Genomic DNA, 22,799 nt, shown 5'->3' with positions numbered 1-22,799 from the left:
CTGGCGGGCCGGTCTAGCGGCCCAGCCACTGCGGCTTGCGCTTCTGCTGGAAGGCCAGCACACCCTCGTCGGCGTCCTGCGACTGCAGCGCCGCCACCAGCGCCGGCAGCCGCATGCGATGCGCCTCGGCCGGCGCCAGGGTGCCGGTGCGCCGCACCACCTGCTTGATGGCCTTGAGCGACAGCGGCGCGCAGGCCAGCATCTGCTGCACCCAGCGGTCGACGGCCGCATCGAGCTCCGTGCGGGGCACCACCTCGTTGACCAGGCCCATCTCCAGCGCGCGCTGCGCCTTCACGCGCTGGCCGGTGAGCATCATGCCCATGGCCTGGCGGTAGGGAATCTGCCGCTGCAGCAGCAGCATGCCGCCGTCCAGCGGCAGCCGCCCCACCAGCGGTTCGGGCAGGCCGAAGCTGGCCTCCTCGCAGGCCACCACGATGTCGCAGCCCAGCACCATCTCGAAGCCGCCACCCAGGGCAAGGCCATTGACGCGGGCGATCACCGGCACGTCCAGCGTCTCGCGCAGCGCGATGCCGCCGAAACCGCCCGGACGCGCCGCCGCCCAGTACTCCACGCCCTTGAGGCTGGAGGTGTTCTTCAGGTCGGCGCCGGCGCAGAAGGCGCGCTCGCCGGCGCCGGTGAGCACCACGGCGCGGATGTCGTCGCGCGACTCGATCTCGCTCCAGATGCGCTGCAGCTCTGCCTCGGTGGGCAGGTCGACGGCATTGAGCACCTCGGGCCGGTCGATGGTGACCGTCGCGACATGGCCCGCGACTTCGAGGAAAACGCTCATGCGCCGGCCTCCTCGATCAGCGCGCGCGCCTCGGCGAGAACCTCGGCCGTGTGCTGCCCGAGCCGTGGCGGTGCCCGGCGCAGGCCGGCCCTGGCGCCCGACATGTGGATGGGGCTCCCGATGAACTTCAGCGCACGGCCCGAGGGTGTGCCGCCTTCCAGGATCATTGCGTTGTGCAGCGTCTGCGGATCGACCAGCGCCTCGCGCATGTCGCGCACCGGGGCCGAGAGCAGGTCCTGCTCTTCCAGCTTCGCAAGCCAGTGCTCGCGGGTATCGCTTGCGAAGCGCTCGCGGAAGATGGCGTGCAGCGCGGCCTTGTTCTCGAACTGCGCCGAGAGCGTGGCGTAGCGCGCGTCGAGCGAGAGGTCGTCGATGCCCAGCGCGGTGCAGATGTCGCGCAGCGGGTTGGCCTTGAAGGCGCCCACCAGCACCAGCGGCCCGGTCCGCGTGTCGAACACGCCAGACAGCGGCATGGCGGCCCAGTTCACCTCGGAGTCCTCCATCATCACCATGGCCGCCTCCTGCATCTGCATGGCCAGCATGGAGTTGTAGAGCGACACCGAGATCTTCTGCCCCTCGCCCGTGCGCTCGCGCTGCAGCAGCGCCAGCAGGATGCCCTGCACCATGTGCATGCCGGCGGTGTAGTCGGCCAGCGCAGTCGGGTAGATCGACACCGGCACCGAGGCATCGGCACGCCGCGCCATCACGCCGGTGAGCGCCTGCGCCAGCACGTCCTGCCCGCCCTTGTGGGCGTAGGGGCCGGTCTCGCCGTAGCCGGTGCCCACCGCGTAGATGATGCGCGGGTTCAGTCGCCTGCAGTCTTCGTAGCCCAGGCCCAGCCGCTCCATCACGCCGGCGCGGAAGTTGTTGGTGACCACGTCGGCACCGGCGATGAGCGCCTTCACCAAGTCCATCTGCGCGGCGTCGCGCAGGTCGATCTCCACGCTGCGCTTGTTGCGGTTGAGGCTGCAGAAGATGGGGTTGTCCTCGCCGGCCACCGGCGCGAAGGTCGATCGGCTGAGGTCGCCCGCGCCCTTGCGCTCGATCTTGACGACGTCGGCGCCATGGTCGGCCAGCATCTGCGTGCAGACCGGACCCATCATCACCTGCGTGAAGTCGATGATGCGGATGCCGTCCAGCGGCAGTGCGTCGGTGCCGGTGCTCATGCGGCCTCCTTCGTGAAAGAACGGGCGATGGTCGGCACATCGGCGTTCGGCCCCTTCTGGTCGCCGGGGTCGGCGCCCTGCGCACGCAGTGTCTTCTGCAGCTTCGCGATGTCGACCTCGCGCACCGTCACGCCGGCATCCAGCGCCAGCGCGGCGGCGGTGCCCGTGGCCTCGCCCATCGCCATGCACGGCGGGATCTCGCGCGAGATCTTCTGCGCTGCGGAGGTGGCCGAGTAGTGGCGGCCGGCCACCAGCAGGTTCTCGACGCTGCGCGGCAGCAGCGTGCGGTAGGGGTAGTAGTAGTCGCGCCCTCGCGCCACGCTGTCTTCGAAGCGGGTGCGCTGGGCCACGTCCTCCTTGGTCATCACGTACGCGCCTTCGAGCAGGCGGGTCTGGCGGATGCCGGTCTGCGGCGCCATGTCGATCAGCGTGCACTTCGAGAAGCCCGGCAGCTTCGCGCGCACGAAGTCGATCACCTTCTGGATGGTGGCGCGGCCCAGCACCTCGGCGCGTGTGAGGTCGCTCACCTTCAGGCCGTCGAGGCCCGGCATGTGCGGGCAGTTGCACCACACCACGCCCGGCAGCGGCGTCTTGAGCCACCAGGCTTCCCAGGCACCGCCGAGCATGTGCTTGATCTCGCGGTCGAGTGCCTGCCAGGCCTCGGGCTCCTCGCGCTCGAAGCGCTCGGCCTCCTCGGTGTCGACGCCGCCGAGGCGGAACACGGTGGTCACGATGTAGCTGCCGCTGATGTGCGGCGCTCCAGCCGAGGCGGCCACGTCGAGGTCGCCGGTCGTGTCGATCACCACCTTGCCCAGGATGGCCTCGCGCCCGCCCTTGGTCTCGCAGACCACGCCCTTGACCTTGCCGTCCTCCACCAGCGTGCGCGAGAACCAGGAGTGCAGCCGCAGTTCGATGCCGGCCTGCAGCACCATCTCGAGCGAGGTGCGCTTCCATGCGTCGGGGTCGAAGGCGGCGGCGAAGCAGATGGGGTGCGGCTTCGTCTTGCTGTGGAAGTCGTAGGTGCCCCAGCGCTTCCAGCGCCGCACCGACTCGGGCAGCGTGCCCCATTCGTGCTGTCGCGGGTACTCGGCCAGGCCCAGCGCCGACATGCGCTCGATCATCTCCAGGCAGATGCCGCGCACCGAGATTTCCTGCTGGTGGCTGTCCCACATGTCGTCCAGCACCAGCACCATGCCGCCGGAGGCCAGGCCGCCCAGGTGGTTGTAGCGCTCCAGCAGCGTCACGCTCGCGCCGTTGCGCGCCGCGGCCAGCGCCGCCGCCTGCCCGGCGGGGCCGCCGCCGACCACCACCACGTCCGATTCGGCTGCCACGCGCACGTCGTGCGCGGGCTCCTGCATCCAGTCGCCAATACGGCTCATAGAAATCTCCTGTTTGAAATGTTTGGATGTGTCTGGAATGCGCCGGCCGGGTCCGTCGCCCGCCGGTCGCCTGTCGTGTTCACTGCGAACTCAGTGCGCGCCCTCTTCCGGCTGCCAGCGGATGACCCAGCGCTCCGCCAGCGTCACCAGCAGGAAGAACAGGCCGGAGAGCGTCGCGCTCATCACGATCGCGGCGTAGAGCAGCGGCGAGTCGAAGTTGAAGGTAGCCTGCAGGATCATTGCGCCGATGCCGACCGTAGCGCCCACCCACTCGCCCACCACCGCGCCGATCACGCACATCGACGCCGCGATGCGCAGTGCCGAGAACAGGTAGGGCAGCGCGTTGAGCAGCCGCAGGCGGAAGAAGATCTCTGTCCTGCTGGCCGAGAGCACCCGCATCAGCTCCATCGCCTGCGGGTTCACCGACTCCAGCCCGCGCACCATGTTCACCAGCGTGGGGAAGAAGCACACCAGGGCGGCGATGGTGATCTTGGGCTCCACGCCGTTGCCCATGATGAGCACCAGCACGGGCGCCTTCGCCACCAGCGGCACGGCATTGAACATCAGCACCACGGGGAAGAAGATGTCCTGCAGCGTCTTGTTGTGCACGAAGATGGTCGCGACGACGATGGCCGCGAGGTTGCCCAGCACGAAGCCGCCGGCCGCCTCGAAGGCCGTGGGCAGCAGGTTGTCGAGCAGCACGTCGCGCTTGGCGTAGAGCGTCTCCAGCACCGCCCATGGCGTGGGCGCGATGAAGGGCTTGACCCCGAAGGCGACGATCACCAGCCACCAGAGCGCGATGAGGCCGACGATGCCCAGCGCCGGAAGGATGCGCCTGCGCCAGATGCGCTTCTGCCGCGCGGCGGCCCAGGCGACGTACTCGGGATCGGCCGATGCAGCCGGCGCACCGAGCGCGCCCGTTGTGCCAGGCACTGCCGTATCGATGGAACGTGTATTCATGACCTCGGCCTCAGCAGGTTTCCAGCACGCGCCGCAGATGGCTCGTGAGCCGGACGAACTCGGGTGTCTCGCGCACGTCGAGCGTGCGCTGCGCGGGCAGATCCACCGGCACGATCTCGCGAACGCGCCCCGGGTTGGCCGCGAGCATCAGCACGCGCTGGCCGAGGAAGGCCGCCTCGTGGATGCTGTGGGTGACGAAGAGGATGGTCACGCCCGTCTCGCGCCACACGCGCAGGATCTCCTCGTTGAGCCGGTCGCGCGTGATCTCGTCGAGCGCGCCGAAGGGCTCGTCCATCAGCAGGATCTTCGGGTCGCTCGCCAGTGCGCGTGCGATCGACACGCGCTGGCGCTGCCCGCCCGACATCTCATGCGGAAAGGCGTTGATGCGGTCCTTCAGCCCCACGAGCTCCAGCAGCTCCTGCGGCGAGCGGCGGCCCTTGCGCCCCGCTCCGCCGCCCACCCGCAGCGGCAGTTCGACGTTCTGCAGCGCGGTGCGCCAGGGCAGGAGCGCCGCGTCCTGGAACACGAAGCCGATGTCGCGGTTCTTGCGCGCGGCCTGCGGCGTCGAGGAAAGCACCTCGATGCTGCCACGACTGGGCGGCAGCAGGTCGGCCACCACGCGCAGGAAGGTCGACTTGCCGCAGCCCGAGGGCCCGAGCAAGGTGAGGAACTCGCCCTGCGCCACCTCGAGGTCGAGGCTCTTGATGGCGGTGACGTCGCGGCGCTCGGTGAAGAAGCGCACGCCGATGTCGCGGCAGGCGATGGCCGGCGCAGCGGAGAGAACGGCGGACATCGCGCGTCAGCCCTTCATGGCCCGCACTGCGGCGGTGGCCTTCAGCGCGTCGAGCGAGATCAGGTCCTCCACCTTCGGCGTGCGCGCGGTGAACTGGCCCAGCTCCGCGTAGGTGTTGATCTGCTCCTGCCACACGGCCGTGTCCATCGCGCCCCATCCCTGGGTCTGCGCCGCGCCGCCGAAGGCGTATTCGAGCATCGCATCGAGCGCCACGCGCTCGTCGTCGCGCTTGAGGTTCGGGTACTCCTTGACCAGCATGTCCACCGCCTGGTCGCGGTTGGCGCGCACGTGGTGCCAGCCCTTGGCGGTGGCGCGCAGGAAGGCCTCGATCACCTTGGGCTGGGTCTCCAGCGTCTTCGTCGATGCGTAGTAAGGCAGCGCATAGAGGCGCACGCCCGCGTCCCACTGCGTGAGCGTGGCGATGTCGGGGCCCAGCACCTTGATGGCGGTGGTGTTGGTGAGCCAGCCCGTCACCACGTCGACCTGCCCCGTGAGCAGCGGCGACATGTCGGCACCGATGGTGACCACCTTCACGTCCTTCTCGGCGATCTTGTTCTTCGCGAGCAGCGCGCGCAGCAGGATGGCCGCCGTCGACGGAATGCCCACGCGCTTGCCCACCAGGTCGGCCGGCTTGCGCACCGGGTTCTTCGCGAGCGAGAAGTAGGTGTACGGATGCTTCTGCGCGCCGACCGCGAAGCACTTGATCGGCAGGCCCTGCGACACGGCCAGCATGATCGAAGGGCTCGACGACACCTGCCCGATCTCGTAGCGGCCCGAGGCGATGATGGCCACGCCGTCGATGTTCGGCCCGCCCGGCTGGATCGCGAAGTCGATGCCTTCCTGCTCATAGAAGCCCATGCGCTTGGCGACCACCTCCCCGATCTGGTTGCCGCCGACGATCCATCCCAGCTGCATGTTGATGCGCGCCTTGCCCTGCGCGAAGGCGTCGACCGAGAGCAGGCCACCGGCGGAGAGCCCGCCGGCGATGAGAGATGTCTTGAGCAGGCTTCGGCGACCGGGATCGCGGAGATGGGCCATGGCGGATTCCTTTTCTTCGATGCGATGAGGTGAAGGCATTCGGCTGTGCTTGTGTGCCGGCCTGCGATGCAGCGGGCGTCGATGAGGCTGGCGAGCGAATGCTAGAAGCGGGGTGCGAGCGCACCAAGCACCGTTTTTCGCAACGGGCGAACTAAAAAATAGTCCTCCACGCGCGTTCCCGTGACATCGCGGTGCATGCGCCATTGCGGCGCGCACCATCTTCGGGAAAACGATAGGAAGGAACAGGAACGCGAAGTGACGCTCAGGCGTCCTGCAGCGAGCGATGCGGCCTCATGCAGCTGGAGCAGCAGCGGCGCGGCCGTCCTCATGCGCCGCGCGCCCGACGGCCTCGAAGAACGATGCACCAGCAAGGGGGCCGATGCCGCGCGGAAGCGGTCTCATGCGCCTCGCGTTGGTGAACGAACGCCGCGTGCGCGGTGCTAGAACACCCCGAAGCTCGACGGCGCAGCCGTTCGCATCGCACTCGCGGCAATGCGCTGGAGCAGGTCGAGTGGGGCGACGGGCTTGTAGCAGATCGCAGCGCCTCGCAATGACGCGACCGCATACGAATTCAGCGATTCCCCGGTCAGGATGAGCGTGGGCACGTCGCTCCAGTGCGCACGCATCAGTTCGATCGCATCCAGCGCGGTCTTTCCATCCGGCAAGCGATAGTCGCTCAGCAGGACGTCGGGCGCCCTCTCGGTGAAAGGCAACTGTTGCCGCATCTCCTCGATCGATCCCCACGCTTCGTACAGGACGCCGTGCACGTCGAAGACCGCGGCGAGCGTCGCCCTCACCAGCTCGTCGTCCTCGAGCAGCACGACGTACTTTCCGCGTACCGCCTCGATGCCGGCTGCCTTGAAGTCAACGGCCGGAATGGCTTCGAAGACCGGCGCGACGACGGATGCCGGGATCTCCAGCGTGAAGGTGCTTCCCACGCCCACCTCGGACTGGATGGAAAGCTTGTGGCCGTCGAGCAGGCCGAGCATCGCCGAGACGATGGACAGCCCCAGACCCACGCCCTTCTCCGTCTCCATTCCCGCGTCCGCCTCCGCATGCCGACTGTTCAACTGGAAGAAGGGCTTGAAGATAGTGGCGCTGCGCAGAGCTTCCTCGGAGATTCCAAGGCCATTGTCCTCGACGGCCAGGCGCGTGAGACTGCCATGCCCCGTCAGCAGAAGCCGCACGTGGCTGCGGCGCCCTCCTTGCGCAGACCGATACTTCACGCCGTTGCTGATCAGATTCAGAAGAATGCGCTGAAGAAAGTGACGGTCGCTTCTCACGAAGACCGGCTTGTCGAGGAGCGGTTCGAATTCGACGGAGGTGCCGCTTGCGTGGGCGATGCCTCTGGTCTGCTCGACCGCATCCCTGATCAGCGGCACCAGGTCGAAGTCGGACAGTTGCGCCCGCACGAAGCCCGACTCCAGCCTCGAGAGATCCAGGATGGCAGTCAGCTGGGACCGCATGTTGCCGGTTGCACGGGTCGCCATCCGCACCAGGCCCAGGGCGTTGTCGGTGCGACCTGCCTGAATCGCTTCGCCGGTGAGATCGAGTGCATTCCCGATCACTTGCAGCGGCTGGCGCAAGTCGTGGACGGCATTGGCCAGGAATCGGGACTTGTCCCGGTCCCGGCGCTCGGCATCCGTGCGCAAACGTTCGTTGATCTTCAGCTGGAACTCGGCTCGCTCCTGCGCCAGGCGCGTGGAGGCCGCCAGTTCGACGTTGGCCTGCGCGAGTTCCGTCGCAATGGCGCGTTGGCGGCGCGCATCGAGGACGCCGCGAGCCAGCGCCGGCGAGAGCAGCAGGACCGAGACGGCCAAGTCCGCCTGGGCTGCCGCCCCGAAATCGATCGAAGCCCCGAAGTACGCCGTGACGCCCAGCATGTCCAGCGCCTGCAGGGCAACGCCGATCAGGACGCCAGAGAACGCCAGAAGAAAAATGCGGGCGAAAGGATGGCCGGCCCGGACGGAACCGATGGCGAGACCGAAACCGACCAGGGCGCCCGCGAACTGGAACAGAAGCGCCACGCGCATGGCTTGCGGAAAGGTCAGCCAGCTCGATCCCACGGCCAAGGCGACCGCCAGCAGCACGGGCGCTGCGTGCCATCGCCTCGGGGCGGGCGCGGGATTGAACTGGATGGCGAAGGACGTGAACAGCCCGGCCGCGAGAAAGAGAAAAGCGATCTGGGACCAGTCGTTCCATGCCGTCGCCCGAGGCCAGACGTATTGGAATGCGATGCCGCTGTAGCTCAGGAAGAATCCCGCGGTCGCAAGGACCCAGCCGATGTAGTACAGATAGATGCGCTCGCGAACGAGCAGCAAGACGATGAGGTGATAGAGGAAGATGCCACCCATCAGCCCGATGCAGATACCGTTGGCCAGCAGCGACTGGCGTTCGGCCTTCTCGAATTGCTGCGGCTCCCACATGCTCAAGGGAAAGCGCATCGCGCCTCCGGTCCGGACCCTCGCGAGAATCTCGACCTTGTCGCCGGGCTGCACGGCAACGGGGACCACGAAGCTACGTGCGGCGTAGGGGCGTCGCTCGAAGACCTGCTTGTCTCCGAGCTTCCACCGGGTCCAGGAGGCGGCCGCGTTGATCCGGACATACAGATCGAGGTGATCGAGCAAGGGGTCGCCCACCTCGATCAGCAGGGTTCCAGATCCGTCGGGACTCGCGGTCAAGGGGTCGCTTCTGAACCAATGGGGAGCCGTCGCGAAGCCGTAGCTGGCGGAAGACACGGGCCTGCGCTTCCAGGCACTCCCGGGGAGCGCGGTGACGTCGGACAACGACAGCGGAACGCCGTCTTCGACCAGGTAGTCCCCCTGCAGCAATCTGTGCCCCTCGACGCCCACCTCCGGCACCAGCGGCAGGGTGCCCCGATCGCCCTGCGCCGATGCGGCGCCGCAGACAAGCGCCAGCACGGCGCAGCACAGAGCCCTAAGAAGACCCGCACCGAAGCAATGCAGAAGCAGGAGTCTCGCGATCGCTGCGGTCACGGCCCCTCCGAGCCCGCTGCGGCAATCCGTATCCCTCGGCGAGACACCTCGATCAGCAGTTCCGTGCGCCGGGCCACGCCGAAGAATCGCAGCAGTTCGGACACATAGCCTTTTCTGACGGTGCCCTCGCTGATGCCCATGCGGTTGGCGATGGCCTTGTTGGGCAGGCCCTGGCACAGGTAGTAGAGAACCTCGCACTGCCTTGGCGTCAGCCCCAGGGAGGCGGCGCTACGGCCGTAGGCGCCTGCGGCGGCGTCGTTGCGGGGAGCGCGTTCGAGGATCGACGCTGGCAGATAGACCCGGTTGTCGAGAACGGTCTCGATGGCGGCAGAGAAGACGCTCCCATCCCCCGCCGCCTTCGTGATGTAGCCCGACGCGCCCTGAGAGATGCAGGCACGCACCGTCGCAAGGTCATCGTCACCCGACAGCATGATGACGTGGCAAGGCATTTCGCGTTCCCGCACGAAGCGCAAGACGTCCAGACCGGAAGCTCCCGATCCAAGGTGGATGTCGATGAAGACGAACTGGAACGAACCTGCCGCCAGCCGTGCAATCGCCCCCTGGCTGGAGGGTTCCTCATGGACCCGGTAATGCGGTGCCGCCTTCTGCAGAAGGGCCCGCATACCGGCACTCACGAGCGCCTGGTCCTCGACGATCAGCACGTCGGCCATCGTCTGCCGGTCGAAGTTTCCGTTTTCCATCTTCCTCGGCGCCATCGCCGTCGCCACCTGAGCCACCGATTACCCCCGCCTGGCCACGCGGGGCACCTCTGTCGCGGCGAACGCGCGAACCGCGAAGACTCTAGCAGGGCACCAGGGGCCGGATGACAGTTATCAGGGCATCCCACTCGAATCCCTCACCAGCCATGACATATGTCAGGTGCGCTGCGGAGTTCCGCCGCCGATAGATGAGAAGCAATGGACACGGGCGCGTCGCCAGATGCCGTGCCGACCTCCCTTCGAAACCTGGACTCAATCGTCATGCCATCTTTCAGAAATCTCAGAATCTCCACCAAGCTGGCGATCGCCTTTCTCAGCATCGTGCTGCTGATGATCGCGATGGCCGTCTTCTCGGTCCATCGCTTGAATCGCCTGAATGACCAGACCAATTTCATGGTGACCGCGCGCATGGCGAGCGTTCGCGATGCGGGCCAGATGAGCGAGTCCGTCAACCGGGTGCGCATGCTCGAGTTCCGCATGGCCACCAGTCCGGCAAGCGAAGCCGCAGAAACCCAGCGTGCCATCGCAGACACCCTGAAGGCATACGACGCCGTCGACAAGGCTTATCCCGCTTCGATCGGCGATCCGACCGAGCAATCCATCTACGACCGGGTGAAGGCGCGGCATCCGGCATGGACTGCGGCGCATGCCAAGATCCTGAAGCTGGTCGAGGAAGACCGCCGTACCGACGCCGTGAACCTGTTGAACGGCGAAGCCCGCGAGGCCTTCCTGGCATTGAAGGAGCCGCTGGCCCAGCTGGTCAAACACAATGAGGACCGCGCCCAGATCGAGGCAGAAGAGAGCAACGCGACGTTCACCACCGGGTCGATGCTGATCGCCTCGGGCACCGGCCTTGCCTTCCTGCTGGCCGTGCTGCTCTCGTGGGGCGTCGCCCGGGGAATAGTGGTGCCGCTGAAAGACGCGGTTCGCCTGGCGGAGGCCGTGGCGGGCGGAGACCTCACCCAGCGCCTGAATTCCGACAGCAAGGACGAGGTTGGCGACTTGCTCAGGGCACTCGCAGCGATGCGCGGCAACCTCGTCAAGACGCTGACCGGCATGCGGGAGAGCAGTGACTCCGTTGCCACTGCGAGCGCCCAGATCGCCTCGGGCAACTCCGACCTTTCCAGCCGCACGGAGCAGACGGCGAGCAGCCTGCAGCGGACCGCGGCGTCGATGGAGGAACTCACTTCCACCGTCAAGACGGCATCAGAGGCCGCCTCTCAGGCGAACCAGCTGGCGTTGTCCGCATCGAAGATCGCGGTACGCGGCGGCGAGGTCATCTCCGAAGTGGTCGAGACCATGCGCGACATCCACGGCAGCTCGCAGAAGATTGCAGCCATCATCGGCACGATCGACGGCATCGCATTCCAGACCAACATCCTGGCGCTGAACGCCGCCGTGGAGGCGGCCAGGGCGGGTGAACAGGGCCGCGGGTTCGCGGTGGTGGCCAGCGAGGTTCGCAATCTCGCGCAACGCAGCGCGGTCGCGGCGAAGGAGATCAAGATCCTCATCGAAGCATCGGTCGACAAGGTGGGATCGGGCTCCCAGCTGGTCAACGACGCAGGCGCCACAATGAGCAAAATCGTCGAGAGCGTTCAACGCGTCTCCAGCACGGTCGGAGAGATCAGCGCAGGCGCGATCGAACAGGCGGCCGGAATCGACCAGATCAATTCGGTGGTGGCACAACTGGAGCGGATGACCCAGGAAAACTCAGCGCTCGTCGAGGAATCGGCGGCCGCCGCGGCGAGCCTCAAGGGCCAGGCGGACCGGCTCTTTTCGCTTGTCGAGTTCTTTCAACTGGGGAATGCGTCCTCGCGAGCACATCACGCCGACAACCAGATATCCCTCATCGGCGAACTGAGAATGCCAGCGCCCGCCCGGGCGCCGCGTATCGACGGCGTATCGGCCATGCATGCGATGCCCGAGCTCAACACCTAGTAGAGGAGCCGGTGCGAACTCGATAGAGACTGCCCCTTCCCACAGGCCGACGTCCTTGTCAGGTACGCCTGCGCGGCGTGACACCGCGCGTGTCGAGCGGTGACTCTTGCCCGCTCGGTAGCGTCATCGGTGCATGCACGACGCGCAATCGTGGGCTGTCGATCCACCGGCTGCTCCAGAAGACTCTTGGATCGAGCGCTTCTGTCGTCATTCGACCAACACACAGACACAGGCTGCGCAACGGCAGCCCACGGGCGGATGCCAGGAGTGCGCCCCGCTCACCTTCCTTCGTGCGGAGCTCGACGCTAGACGACCCGCGAAGATCCTCGCACCACCAGTTCTCCAGGCAGCAGCAGCTGGCGCGCAGGTGCATCCAGCCCCCGCAGCCGTTCGATCAGGCATGTGGCGGCCGCACGGCCGATGGCATCGGTGGGCTGCGCCACGGTGCTCAGGCCGGGGCCGATGAGCGAGGCCCATTCGGGATCGTCGAAACCCACGAAGCCGAGGTCGGCACCGAACTGCCAGCCCAGCCGCGCCATCGCCTGCGCAATGCGCAGCGTGACGACCGCGTTGCCCGCGACCACCGCCGCGCGGCGGCCGCGCCTGGCGCGCCGGCGCAACGCTCGCAGGGCCTCGTCGAGCGCGTCGGTCTCGCCTTCCACGCTCTCGAACACCTCGCCCGCCACGCGCGGCTCGTGTGCGGCCACGCAGGTACCGAAGGCAGCCGTGCGTTCGCGCCGCGAGCTCACACCCTTCTGCGGCTCGGTGACGTAGAGCAGCTCGCGATAGCCGCCTTCGACCAGGTGGCCGCAGGTGGCAGCCATCGCGGCATCGTTGTCGAGCGAGACGAAGTCGGTGTGCATGCCCGCATGGCGACGGTCCACCAGCACCGCCGGCTTGCCGTGCAGCGTGACCGCGTCGACCACGTTGCTGCCGCGCCCCAGCGTGTTGAGGATGAAGCCGTCGACCTGGTAGCCCGCCAGCGCGTCGATGGCCTCGCGCTCGCGTTCGCTCTCGTTGCCGAGGTTGAACAGCATCACGAGGTAGCCGGCGTCCTGGCAGGCCTTCTCGGCACCGCGCAGCACCGCGACGGAATAGGGATTGGTGATGTCGGCAACGATCAGGCCGACCAGCCGCGAGCGGCCGTGGCTCAGCGCCTGCGCCATCGGGCTGGGCGAGTACCCCAGCTTGGCGATCGCGACCTCGACGCGCGCGGCGATGTCGGGGCTCAGCAGGCGCTCGCGATGGTTGAAGAAGCGCGAGACGGTGGCCTTGGAGACGCCGGCCGCTTCGGCGACGTCGGCGATGGTGGCGCGGCCGGTGGGCTTCATGGTCTTTCTCCTTCCCCCTCTGGGGAAAGGTCGGGATGGGGGCAGGCAGAGCGCTCGGAGGATGCGCCGCTTGCCCCCACCCCTGCCCTCCCCCAGCGGGGGAGGGAGAAAAGCCTGGCACCGGTCATGCGCTTGCCGTGTCGTACGGCGCCGTGGGCTTCTCGCCGGCCAGCACCTGCAGCAGATTGGTTGTCGCCAGCTCGGCCATCGCATGCCGAGTCTCGTGCGTGGCCGAGCCGATGTGCGGCAGCGGCGTCACGCGCGGGTGCGTGCGCAGCGGCGAATCGAAAGGCAGCGGCTCCTTCGCGAACACGTCGAGGCCGGCGGCGCGCAGCGTGCCATGGTCCAGCGCATTCAACAGCGCCCCTTCGTTCACCGTGGCGCCGCGGCCGCCGTTGATGAAGGCGGCGCCGGGCTTCATGCGCGCAAAGAAGGCGGCGTCGATCATGCCGCGCGTGGCATCGGTCAGCGGCAGCATCGCGAGCACGATGTCGGAACGCGCGAGCAGGTCGTCCAGCGGCGTGTGCGTGGCGCGGCCCTGCAGCTCGGGCGCCTGCGTTGCCAGGTCGACCGGCCGGCGCGAGTGATACAGCACCGGCATGCCGAAGCCCAGCGCAGCACGGCGCGCCACGGCCTGGCCGATGCGGCCGAAGCCGAGGATGCCCAGCGTCTTGCCGTGCACGTCGGTGCCGAAGAGTTCCTCGCCGATGTTCCTGGTCCAGCGGCCTTCGCGCACCATGGTCGAGAGCTCGACCACTCGGCGCTGCGTGGCCATGAGGATCGCGAACACCGTGTCGGCCACCGTCTCGGTGAGCACGTCGGGCGTGTGGCACAGCACGATGCCGCGCCTGTGCAGTTCGGCCAGCGGGTAGTTGTCGACGCCGACCGACACGCTCGAAATCACTTCTAGCTGCGGCGCGGCGTCGAGCAGCGCGGCATCGACCGGGTGGCTGGAGCCGATGAGCCCGTGCGCGGTGCGCAGCGCGGCGGCAAAGGCCTCGGGCTCCTTGCGCGGATCGGCCACCACCACATGGTGCACGGCCTGCAGGCGCGCGAGCTGGTCCGGCGGCAGCGGACGGAAGACGAGGACGTTTTTCTTCGATGCGTTCGCCATGGCGTTCAGAGCCCCGCTTCGTCGAGTTGCGCCCGCGTCGGCAGGCCCTCGGTGTCGCCCAGCACCTGCACGGCGCGCGCGCCGATCCATGCGCCGCGGCGCACGGCGTCGGGCACGCTGCGGCCCTCGAGCAATGCGCTCACAACGCCGGCCGCGAAGCCGTCGCCGGCGCCCACGGTGTCGACCACTTCCTTCACCGGGAACCCGTCGATGCGGCCGGTGCCGGCCACGTCGCTGTCGTAGTAGGCACCCTCGGCGCCGAGCTTGACCACCACCAGCTTCGCGCCGCGCTCGCGGTAGAACTTCGCCACGTCTTCCGGCTTGCTGTGGCCGGTGAGCAGCAGGCCTTCCTCGATGCCGGGCAGCACCCAGTCGGCGCGCGCGGCGAGCTCGTTGACCCAGTGGCGCATGGTCTCGGTGGACGACCACAGGGTCGGGCGCAGGTTGGTGTCGAAGGAGATGGTGCGGCCGGCGGCCCGCATCACGTCCATGCTCTTGAGCGCGGCCTGCAGGCTGGTGTCGGAGATGGCGGCGAAGACGCCGGTGGCGTGCAGGTGGCGCGCCGAGCGCAGCCATGCCTCGTCGACATCGGCCGGGCCCATGTGGCTCGCGGCGGAGCCCTTGCGGTGGTATTCGATGGGCGGGTCGCTGCCGTCGGTGACGCGGCCCTTGAACTGGAAGCCGGTGCGCTGCGTCGCATCGGTGATCACGTGCGAGCAGTCGATGCCCTCGGCGCGCATCGCGGCCAGCAGCGCGCGGCCCATCGAGTCGGTGCCGAGGCGGCTGGCCCAGCCCACCTTGAGGCCGAGCCGCGAGAGGCCGATGGCCACGTTGGTCTCGGCGCCGGCGGTGCGCTTGTAGAACGATTGCGCGTCTTCCAGCGGGCCGGGCCGGTCGGCCACCAGCAGCAGCATGGCCTCGCCGAAGAGCGCGACGTCGAAGGCAGCAGGTTCCGTCATGTGTTTTCTTGTGTGCTTATGCGCGCGCGGCGCGGATGAAGTCGATCTGTGCGCGGGTGACGGCCTGCAGGTCGTCGCCCACCAGGGGGTATTCGATGGCGTGCGGCACGTCGGCCGGCAGTGCGCGCAACACCGAGCGCCACGGCGCGACCGAATCGCCCAGCGGCACCGCCACCCACTTGTGCGGCAGCCGCTGCGCGCCCTTGCAATGCACGTAGCGCACGCGATGGCCGAGCGCCTGCGCGGCCTGCAGCGGGCACTCGCCGAGCCAGTGCCAGTTGCCCATGTCGAAGGTCATGCCCAGCGTCAGGCCGGCGCGGTCGGCCGCATCGAAGAAGGCCTGCAGCGCGGGCAGCGTGCCGGCGCGCACGGTCTGGTCGTTCTCGATCAGGAGCTCGACGCGGGTTTCGGCCAGCTCCACCTTGAGGCCCCACAGGGAGCCGTGCGACGAAGGCCGGAAGTCGCCGATCGACATCTTCAGCCGCTTCGCGCCCACGCGCGTGGCCGCGGAGATGCCGCGCTTGAGCGCGGCGCTGTCGAGCCAGCCGCCTTCGGCCCACAAGCCCTCGGGGCTGGAGTAGACCGAAGCCAGACCGTTGAGCGCAGGCAGCTCCGCATCGGCGTCGCGCAGCATCTCGCCGCGCACTTCCACCGAGTCGGCGCCTGCCGCGCGAGAGAGCTGCGAGCACCAGAGCTGGCCGTGCCGCCCCACCTCGGCCGCGCCGAAGGACGAAAGGGAAACGAGAACCTCGAAGGACATCAGTGGGCAGGTCAGTGGTTTTGGTGCGAACTCAGGATCTGGCCGAGGAACTGGCGCGTGCGCTCGTCCTTCGGGTTGCCGAAGAACTCCTGCGGCGGCGCCTGCTCGACGATCTTTCCTTCGGCCATGAAGATCACGCGGTCGGCCACGCTGCGGGCGAAGCCCATCTCGTGCGTCACGCACAGCATGGTCATGCCGTCTTCGGCCAGTGTGATCATGGTGTCGAGCACTTCCTTGACCATCTCGGGGTCCAGCGCGGAGGTGGGCTCGTCGAACAGCATGATCTTGGGCGCCATGCACAGCGCCCGCGCGATCGCCACGCGCTGCTGCTGGCCGCCCGAGAGCTGGCTGGGGTACTTGTTGGCCTGCTCCGGAATGCGCACGCGCTTGAGGTACTTCATCGCCACCTCCTCGGCCTGCGCCTTCGTCATGCCGCGCGAGCGCATCGGCGCCAGCGTGCAGTTCTCGAGGATGGTGAGGTGCGGGAACAGGTTGAACTGCTGGAACACCATGCCCACCTCGGCACGCACCGCATCGACGTTCTTGCCGCCGGCCGTGAGGTCGATGCCGTCGACCACGATGCGGCCCTTCTGCACCGTCTCGAGCCGGTTGATGCAGCGGATCAGCGTGGACTTGCCCGAGCCCGAAGGCCCGCAGATCACGATGCGCTCGCCCTGGCGCACGCTCAGGTCGATGCCGGTCAGCACCTGGAATTCGCCGTACCACTTGTTGACCGCTTCCATGCGGATGATCGATTCCGTCGTCATGCTCGTTGTTCCGATACTCACTGTGGGGCGCCCTGCGCCTTCTCAAGAAACACCGCGGAACCGGCCTTGCCGGTCCGCAGGTGTTGCCCCCTGCAAGGGGGTTGGCGTAGCGACACGAAGTGCGCGAAGCCTGGTGGTCAGTTCATTTTCGGCAGGTCGGCCTGCAGCCACTTCTGGTAGAGCTTGTTCAGTTCGCCGTTGGCGGTGTTCTTCTGGACGAAGTCGTTCACTGCCTTGTGCAGCTCTTCCTGGCCGGGGCGCATCGCGATGCCCATCGATTGCTGCACCAGCGTGAACTTGTTCTCGAAGGTGTTGGCGGGCACGCGCTTGGCGATCTGGGCCGCGACGGTCACCGAGCAGCCGATGGCGTCGACCTGGCCCGAGATGAGCGCCTGCATGGCCGAGGCGTCGTCGTCGAAGCGGCGGATCTCGGTGCCTTCGGGGGCGGCCTTGGTCACGGCCACGTCCTGAGTGGAGGCGCGGGCCACGCCCACGCGCAGGCCCTTCAAGTCGCCCGCGGCCTTGATGGGGGTCTTGGTCGCGCCGTACAGCACGATGGTGGCGGCCGCGTAGGGCTGCGAGAACTGCACCTGCTTGGCGCGCTCGGGCGTGATGGCAAGCGAAGCGACCAGCAGGTCGACCTTGTTGGTCAGCAGGAAGGGAATGCGGTTGGGGCCGGTCACGGGGACGATGTTGGCCTTCACGCCCCAGTCCTTGGCCAGCAGCTTGGCCACGTCGGCGTCGTAGCCGTCGGGCTGGTTCTTCGCGTCGGTGGTGCCGTAGGGCGGGAAGTCGACCAGCATGCCGATGGTGATCTCGCCCTTCTTCTTGATGTCGGCCACGCTCTGCGCCGAGGCGAAGGGAGCGAACACGGTGAGGGCGGCGCCGAGGCCGAGAGCTGCGAGCGCGACGCGACGGGTGGAGGTACGGGTCATTGGATGTCTCCTGATGAAGAAAGAGAAACGAAGAACGAAAAAACGAAGAAAACCGAAAGGGTTCAGCGGGCCAGGGCCCGGGCGCGCTTGCGCTCCATGCTCGCGGCCAGCAGCGACAGCGGCCAGCAGATCGCGAAGTAGATCGCCGCCACCACCGAGAACACGATGAGCGGCTGGAAGGTGGCGTTGTTGACGATCTGACCCGCGCGCGTGACCTCGACGAAGCCGATGATGGCCGCCAGCGAGGTGCCCTTGATGATCTGCACCAGGTAGCCCACGGTGGGTGCGAGCGCGATCTTGAAGGCCTGCGGCAGCACCACGTCGCGCATGCGGTCGAAGTACCGGAGGTTCAGCGCCTGCGCCGCCTCCCACTGGCCGCGCGGAATGGCCTGGATGCAGCCGCGCCAGATCTCGCCGAGGAAGGCGCCGCTGTTGAGGATGAGCGCGACGCCGGCGGCGATCCACGGGTTGATGTCCAGCCCCAGCACAGGCGCGCCGAAGAACACCAGGAACAGCTGCAGCAGCAGCGGCGTGCCCTGGAAGATCTGGATGAAGGTGGTCGAGATGCCGCGCGCCCACGTCGATTCCGACGTGCGCATCAGCGCGATGGCGAGGCCCAGGATCGCGCCGCCCACGAAGGCGATGGCCGACAGCGCGAGCGTCCACTTGGCCGCTTCGAGGATGAAAAGGAATTCGGGAAAGCCGAAGGTGCGCATGGTGTTGTTGCTCCGTCCGTCGTCTCTGTCTCTGGTGGATTACCGGCGGTCCGGATAGTCGAGCGTGCGCTTGTAGATCAGCTTGAACATGGCCGAGAAGGCCAGTGCCAGCGCGAGGTAGATGGCCGCCACGACGATGTAGATCTCGAAGCTGCGGAAGGTCTGCGACTGCAGGTTGGCGGCCACCGAGGTGAGGTCGTCGGCCGAGATGACCGACACCACCGCCGAGCTCAGCATCAGCAAGATGAACTGGCTCGTGAGCGCCGGGTAGATGGCCTTGAGCGCCGGCTTGATGATGACGAAGCGGAAGATCTCCCAGGGCTTGAGGTTGAGCGCCCTGCCCGCCTCGATCTGCCCCTTGGGAATCGACTCGATGCCCGCGCGGATGATTTCCGTGGCGTAGGCGCCCAGGTTCACCACCATGGCCACCAGCGCGGCCGTCTGCGGCGACCAGCGCAGCCCGATGGCCGGCAGCGCGAAGAAGAAAAAGAACAGCTGCACGAGGAAGGGCGTGTTGCGGATCACCTCGATGTAGGCATTGATGATGAAGCGCAGCCAGCCCGGCCCCGAGGTCTTGCCCCAGGCGCAGAAGATGGCCACCACCAACCCCAGCACCGTGGCAACGAGCGAGAGCTGGATCGTGATCCACGTGCCCTTGAGCAGCAGCGGCCACGCGGCGAAGACGGCGTCGAATTGAAACTGGTAGTTCATGGTGGGCGGGCCCTGAAGCTGCGCGGCGCGGACGCGCGCATACCCTTAAAGCAATGCTTGCAGCTTATATGAAACCGGTTTCAGGATTTCATAGGGATTCCCCTAGGTGGTCGTTTTGTCCCACCTTCTGCCTACTTCAATGTCATGCTGAACCCACCCGCGGCCGACATCCCCTCAGAGGCGAACGCGCTCTCCACGAGCGCTCCCACCGTGCAGCATTTCAGGCAGGCGCTGCTCTGGCCGCTGCGCCTGATGCCCCCGCCGGGCGCGCAGCCCGGACACCACCACGGCCCCTGGCATGTGCTGCGCGAGATGGGCGACGCATCGCCCTGGCGGGAGGAAGTCGACGAATACACCGGCGACAGCAGCCGCTTCCACGAGCGCCACTACAACGAGTTCGTGAGCTTCCTGCCGTACGTGCAGCGCTTCCTCTACGGCGAGGGGCGTTCGCGCAAAGGCGGCACCGACAGCGACGGCGACTCGCCGATGCGCATCTTCCGCCGCCACGACGTCGCCGCGGTGCGCCTCGTATCGAAGCCGGGCGATGCGCCGGTCACGCTCGACGTGATCCATTGCGACCTGTACTTCTTCTTCGACGTCGACGTGGTGATGCTCAACCTCGAAGTCGGCGCGAGCGACCTGAGCCTCGCGCAGGCGCAGGACATCCTCTACCGCTTCGGCCGCGCCTACCCCTCGGGCTGGGAGGCCGACGGCTCGGCGCTGCACTGCATGGCCAGCGTCGAATGGCTGGGCGCCGACGGCCGCGTGCTCGCGAGCTCGGACGCGCAGCAGCGCGAGGCCTTCCTCTCGCACGTGGCGCAGCACCGCGCGCCGCGCATCGCCGCGCACTGGGCCTATCTGATGCAGCCGCTGGTGAGCGACCATTCCGAAGACGCAGGCGTGCTGCGCTACCGACAGATCGAGTACTACCGCATGCCGGTCATGGCCTATCTGTCGCTCGACGACCCGCGCCGCCTCAGGCGCGACGACTTCGTTCGGCTCGCGCTCGTCACCGGCGTGGGCTCGGGCACCAGCGAGGCGCATCTTCCGTATGCGGAGCACCACCTCGCCGACTTCGAGCACAAGTACTGCTACGACCGCTTCTGGGTGAACGCCGGCGCGGCGCCCAACACGCGCTACCTGTGCAACGGCCATGCGCTCATCGTGGTGGGCGACGCACGCTCGGAGTTCTTCTGCTGCCGCGACCGCGGCGTGCTCGCCCAGTTCAGGCACCAGCACTTCCTGCTGTTCCTCATCGCGCACTTCCAGAAGGCCTCGCTGCTGATGTTCTCCGACCAGCTGGTGGAGGCGCTCAAGCGGCTGGACATCCGCAGCACGCCGAGCGTGAAGCAGTTCAAGCGCGCCATCCGCGCGAGCTTCGAGCGCTTTCTGCGCTTCACGCACCGCTACTGGTTCCACGAGATCTCGGAGCAGGCGCAGGTGCGCGCCCTTTCCCACATGTGCGCCACGCACCTCGGGCTCGATCCGCTCTACGATGAGGTCAAGGCGCGCATCGCCGACATGAACACGTACCTCGACGCCGACAGCCTTCGCCGCCAGGCCGCCACCGTGGTGCGGCTCACCGTGGTCACCCTCTTCGGTCTCATCGGCACCATCACCACCGGCTTCCTCGGCATGAACCTGCTGGCCGAGGCCGAGGCGCCGCTGTGGCGAAAGGCCGCGTGGTTCGGCGTGGTGTTCGTCGCGACGACCTGGCTCACCATCTACACGATGGTGAAGTCGCAGCGCCTTTCGGACTTCATCGATGCACTGTCGAACGACAGGCTGGGGTTCAGGGGCAAGCTGGCGGCGCTGGCGAAGGTGTGGCGGCCGGGGGAAGACTGAACAGGCGCTGTCGATTCCAGCCATGCATTTCAGGACTCACGAGGCGTCAATCTGCCGGCTGAGAACTCGAGCACGTTTTTCGCTGCGCGGATCGTTTCCAGTCGATGCGCGACGATGACCCTCGTGATGCCGAGCTTCGCGATATTGTTCGAGACGATTTCCTCGGTCTTCGCGTCCAGGTGTGCCGTTCCTTCATCGATGACCAACAGGGTCGGCTTCTTGTAGAGCGCACGCGCCAGAAGAATCCTCTGCTTTTGTCCGGAAAGGTTCGAGACGCCTACACAGACGGCTCGCCGCAAAGTCCAGCGATATCGTCTTCGGATACGCCTTGACCTCGCAGCGTTTGCTCCAGTCCCGCCTCACATCCTTTGGGCGTGGCCTGCGGCGACTTGCCGGGACAGCCGGAAACAAGGTACGCGTGCGCCTCGTTGGCCCCCGAGACCTCGAGCGTGCGGCTGAGCTTTTGCTTGCTCTCGGTCAATATCCTTACCCGCACTTCCGTCGCTCCGAGGAGGCTTTTGAGTTCCTCATCCGCGAGCCGAACCAGATTGAATTTTCGCTCCACCGCAGACGTATGCCGCAATCCGCGAAATGCGCCGTGGTCAAAAGCAAGATCGACCTGATCCACAGGTTCGGGGAATTTCAGGAAGAGGCCGATGGGCCACATCTGGACATCCGCCTCACGCCCGTAGATGGCAAAACAACTTGATCCGGAGCCTTCTTTGGCATCCGCCCGGAATACCTTCCACCTTCCGACTTCGAGCATCAACTCGGCCCGTTGTATGGATCGGGCATTCGAGGCGGGCACAAGCACCACGGCGGCAGCAAAGATTGCCGCGCTGCATTGGCGAAACTCCATTGCAAATCCTTCCCTGCATCTCTCCGAAGAAATCCGATTTCGACATCAGCAGTGGTCTCCTGCATGCACTCGCATGCGGGACCGCCGCCATACGCCCGATTCGGGTCAGTTCATCGTGAGTGAGGTTATTTGCCGACACGGATTAAATGCAATCCAATTGCCGCTGTCAACGCAATCCTTGTGACCTTATTGCGTGCATCCGAATGTTCTATGAATGCAATTCATTGTTCACAATTAAAAGCGAATCGTGCATCGAGATAGCTGCTGACAATGCCCCGTACCGGCGAGGACCGTCCGACGCGTTCGCGCTGACGATGGTGTGGCGACCTGGGGCGGATTGACCGACGCTTGCGCCGATCCCGTCATCGATAAGGCTCAGAGAATTTGCTTGCTCAGAGCGTCGCGCAACGCACCAATCGTGCTGTCCGCAGCTTCGATTCGCCGATGCATCTCCTCGTTGACCAGGCGGAACAGTGCGCCGAATTCGGATCGCGTCGGGTAGATCTCCTCGCGCTCGTTCACCTGCATCGGAACGACGAGCTTTTCGAGGCACACATAGGCGCTGTGCACCTGGCGAATGCCCTCGACATCGTCGCCTGCCTGCAGGGCAGCCGACTCGGCGTTTGCATCTGAATGGGGATGAACCGGCTTCGGCGTTGAAGCGGTATCGGTTTTCGGCGGGTGCTTGGGCACGCGAGCAGACTTGGTCACGGACGACCTCCAGAGGTTGCGATTTGCAAAAACTGCTGCTCTCGCTGTCAAACAAGGGCGGCAGCTCGGACGGGTTGACAGACCGGGCAACCTCTTGCGAGAAACCGGCAGGGCGCGAGCCCTCCCATCCGAGCCGCCAAAACTGGAGGCGCGAACGAAAAAGCCGCAGATCCTGCGGGAAACTGCGGCTCACGTCGCAGAGATTGCTTCAGGCTGTCAAACCCGATCACGCCTTGTTCGACGTGACGGGCGCAGTATAGCCACGCAGTTCGCTCACGACCGAGTGGTTCGGCCCGGTGTTTGTCGCAACGG

21 protein-coding genes are annotated in these 22,799 nt (G+C 66.8%); 2 read left to right on the top strand and 19 right to left on the bottom strand.

Annotated features, from left to right (window positions below; genetic code table 11):
* Positions 1-13 precede the first annotated feature (13 nt).
* The 8 genes from ACTJLF_RS25900 to ACTJLF_RS25865 all read right to left on the bottom strand — a co-directional run bounded on the left by ACTJLF_RS25900 (position 14) and on the right by ACTJLF_RS25865 (position 9,823).
* Positions 14-790, bottom strand: coding sequence for an enoyl-CoA hydratase-related protein (locus ACTJLF_RS25900; protein WP_440884169.1), 777 nt, complete (start codon positions 788-790; stop codon positions 14-16).
* Positions 787-1,956 carry a CaiB/BaiF CoA transferase family protein gene (locus tag ACTJLF_RS25895; RefSeq protein ID WP_019656018.1) on the bottom strand — a complete coding sequence of 390 codons (1,170 nt, stop codon included), beginning with the start codon at positions 1,954-1,956 and terminating at the stop codon, positions 787-789. The genes ACTJLF_RS25900 and ACTJLF_RS25895 overlap by 4 nt, the downstream gene beginning before the upstream one ends.
* Positions 1,953-3,335, bottom strand: coding sequence for an FAD-dependent oxidoreductase (locus ACTJLF_RS25890; RefSeq protein ID WP_354324112.1), 1,383 nt, complete (start codon positions 3,333-3,335; stop codon positions 1,953-1,955). The genes ACTJLF_RS25895 and ACTJLF_RS25890 overlap by 4 nt, the downstream gene beginning before the upstream one ends.
* Positions 3,336-3,425: 90 nt before the next feature.
* Positions 3,426-4,295 carry an ABC transporter permease gene (locus ACTJLF_RS25885; RefSeq protein ID WP_126184886.1) on the bottom strand — a complete coding sequence of 290 codons (870 nt, stop codon included), beginning with the start codon at positions 4,293-4,295 and terminating at the stop codon, positions 3,426-3,428.
* A 10-nt stretch (positions 4,296-4,305) separates the two neighbouring features.
* Positions 4,306-5,088, bottom strand: a complete 783-nt coding sequence (locus ACTJLF_RS25880) for an ABC transporter ATP-binding protein (protein WP_440884168.1) — start codon at positions 5,086-5,088, stop codon at positions 4,306-4,308.
* 6 nt (positions 5,089-5,094) lie between these two features.
* Positions 5,095-6,126 (bottom strand): ABC transporter substrate-binding protein, encoded by a 1,032-nt coding sequence (locus ACTJLF_RS25875; RefSeq protein WP_126184887.1) that lies wholly within the window; start codon positions 6,124-6,126, stop codon positions 5,095-5,097.
* 440 nt (positions 6,127-6,566) lie between these two features.
* Positions 6,567-9,122 carry a hybrid sensor histidine kinase/response regulator gene (locus tag ACTJLF_RS25870; RefSeq protein ID WP_440884167.1) on the bottom strand — a complete coding sequence of 852 codons (2,556 nt, stop codon included), beginning with the start codon at positions 9,120-9,122 and terminating at the stop codon, positions 6,567-6,569.
* Positions 9,119-9,823, bottom strand: a complete 705-nt coding sequence (locus ACTJLF_RS25865; protein ID WP_416490575.1) for a response regulator — start codon at positions 9,821-9,823, stop codon at positions 9,119-9,121. Before ACTJLF_RS25865 ends, ACTJLF_RS25870 begins: the two co-directional genes overlap by 4 nt.
* A 216-nt stretch (positions 9,824-10,039) precedes the next feature.
* On the opposite strand from ACTJLF_RS25865, the gene ACTJLF_RS25860 reads away from it, so the two are divergent.
* Entirely contained in the window at positions 10,040-11,779 is a 1,740-nt protein-coding gene (locus tag ACTJLF_RS25860; protein ID WP_440884166.1) for a methyl-accepting chemotaxis protein, read from the top strand.
* A gap of 305 nt (positions 11,780-12,084) precedes the next feature.
* Here ACTJLF_RS25860 and ACTJLF_RS25855 read toward each other — a convergent pair whose 3' ends face one another.
* From ACTJLF_RS25855 to ACTJLF_RS25820, 8 genes are all read right to left on the bottom strand, one after another.
* Complete coding sequence (locus ACTJLF_RS25855) at positions 12,085-13,110, bottom strand: LacI family DNA-binding transcriptional regulator (RefSeq protein WP_126184891.1); 1,026 nt, start codon at positions 13,108-13,110, stop codon at positions 12,085-12,087.
* 124 nt (positions 13,111-13,234) lie between these two features.
* Positions 13,235-14,224, bottom strand: coding sequence for a 2-hydroxyacid dehydrogenase (locus ACTJLF_RS25850; RefSeq protein WP_354422020.1), 990 nt, complete (start codon positions 14,222-14,224; stop codon positions 13,235-13,237).
* A gap of 5 nt (positions 14,225-14,229) precedes the next feature.
* Positions 14,230-15,183 (bottom strand): sugar kinase, encoded by a 954-nt coding sequence (locus tag ACTJLF_RS25845; protein WP_132800663.1) that lies wholly within the window; start codon positions 15,181-15,183, stop codon positions 14,230-14,232.
* 16 nt (positions 15,184-15,199) lie between these two features.
* Positions 15,200-15,943: a sugar phosphate isomerase/epimerase family protein gene (locus ACTJLF_RS25840; RefSeq protein ID WP_354324130.1), complete on the bottom strand. Its 744-nt coding sequence runs from the start codon at positions 15,941-15,943 to the stop codon at positions 15,200-15,202.
* Positions 15,944-15,954: 11 nt separating this feature from the next.
* Entirely contained in the window at positions 15,955-16,710 is a 756-nt protein-coding gene (locus ACTJLF_RS25835) for an amino acid ABC transporter ATP-binding protein (RefSeq protein WP_126184895.1), read from the bottom strand.
* A 137-nt stretch (positions 16,711-16,847) separates the two neighbouring features.
* On the bottom strand, positions 16,848-17,645 hold the full coding sequence (locus ACTJLF_RS25830; RefSeq protein WP_019656005.1) for a transporter substrate-binding domain-containing protein: 798 nt from the start codon (positions 17,643-17,645) through the stop codon (positions 16,848-16,850).
* Between the two features lie 62 nt (positions 17,646-17,707).
* Positions 17,708-18,361: an amino acid ABC transporter permease gene (locus ACTJLF_RS25825; RefSeq protein WP_019656004.1), complete on the bottom strand. Its 654-nt coding sequence runs from the start codon at positions 18,359-18,361 to the stop codon at positions 17,708-17,710.
* A gap of 39 nt (positions 18,362-18,400) precedes the next feature.
* The gene (locus ACTJLF_RS25820) at positions 18,401-19,072 is read right to left on the bottom strand and encodes an amino acid ABC transporter permease (protein WP_019656003.1); all 672 of its coding nucleotides are present in this window, start codon (positions 19,070-19,072) and stop codon (positions 18,401-18,403) included.
* 144 nt (positions 19,073-19,216) lie between these two features.
* Here ACTJLF_RS25820 and ACTJLF_RS25815 point away from each other — a divergent pair, with 144 nt between their 5' ends.
* A complete protein-coding gene (locus ACTJLF_RS25815; protein WP_440884165.1) occupies positions 19,217-20,917 on the top strand; it encodes a hypothetical protein in 1,701 nt (566 codons plus the stop codon).
* Positions 20,918-20,946: 29 nt separating this feature from the next.
* On the opposite strand, the gene ACTJLF_RS25810 is transcribed toward ACTJLF_RS25815, so the two are convergent.
* From ACTJLF_RS25810 to ACTJLF_RS25800, 3 genes are all read right to left on the bottom strand, one after another.
* A complete protein-coding gene (locus tag ACTJLF_RS25810) occupies positions 20,947-21,216 on the bottom strand; it encodes an ATP-binding cassette domain-containing protein (RefSeq protein ID WP_440884164.1) in 270 nt (89 codons plus the stop codon).
* Positions 21,195-21,776 carry a hypothetical protein gene (locus ACTJLF_RS25805; RefSeq protein WP_440884163.1) on the bottom strand — a complete coding sequence of 194 codons (582 nt, stop codon included), beginning with the start codon at positions 21,774-21,776 and terminating at the stop codon, positions 21,195-21,197. The genes ACTJLF_RS25810 and ACTJLF_RS25805 overlap by 22 nt, the downstream gene beginning before the upstream one ends.
* Positions 21,777-22,151: 375 nt before the next feature.
* Positions 22,152-22,487 (bottom strand): hypothetical protein, encoded by a 336-nt coding sequence (locus tag ACTJLF_RS25800; protein ID WP_440884162.1) that lies wholly within the window; start codon positions 22,485-22,487, stop codon positions 22,152-22,154.
* Positions 22,488-22,799 lie beyond the last annotated feature (312 nt).

Origin of the sequence: Variovorax sp. 22077, assembly GCF_052044195.1 — a bacterium.
Taxonomy (GTDB): domain Bacteria; phylum Pseudomonadota; class Gammaproteobacteria; order Burkholderiales; family Burkholderiaceae_C; genus Variovorax; species Variovorax atrisoli.
Note: the sequence above shows the minus strand (reverse complement) of the source record. Positions and strands in the feature narration are given on the sequence as shown.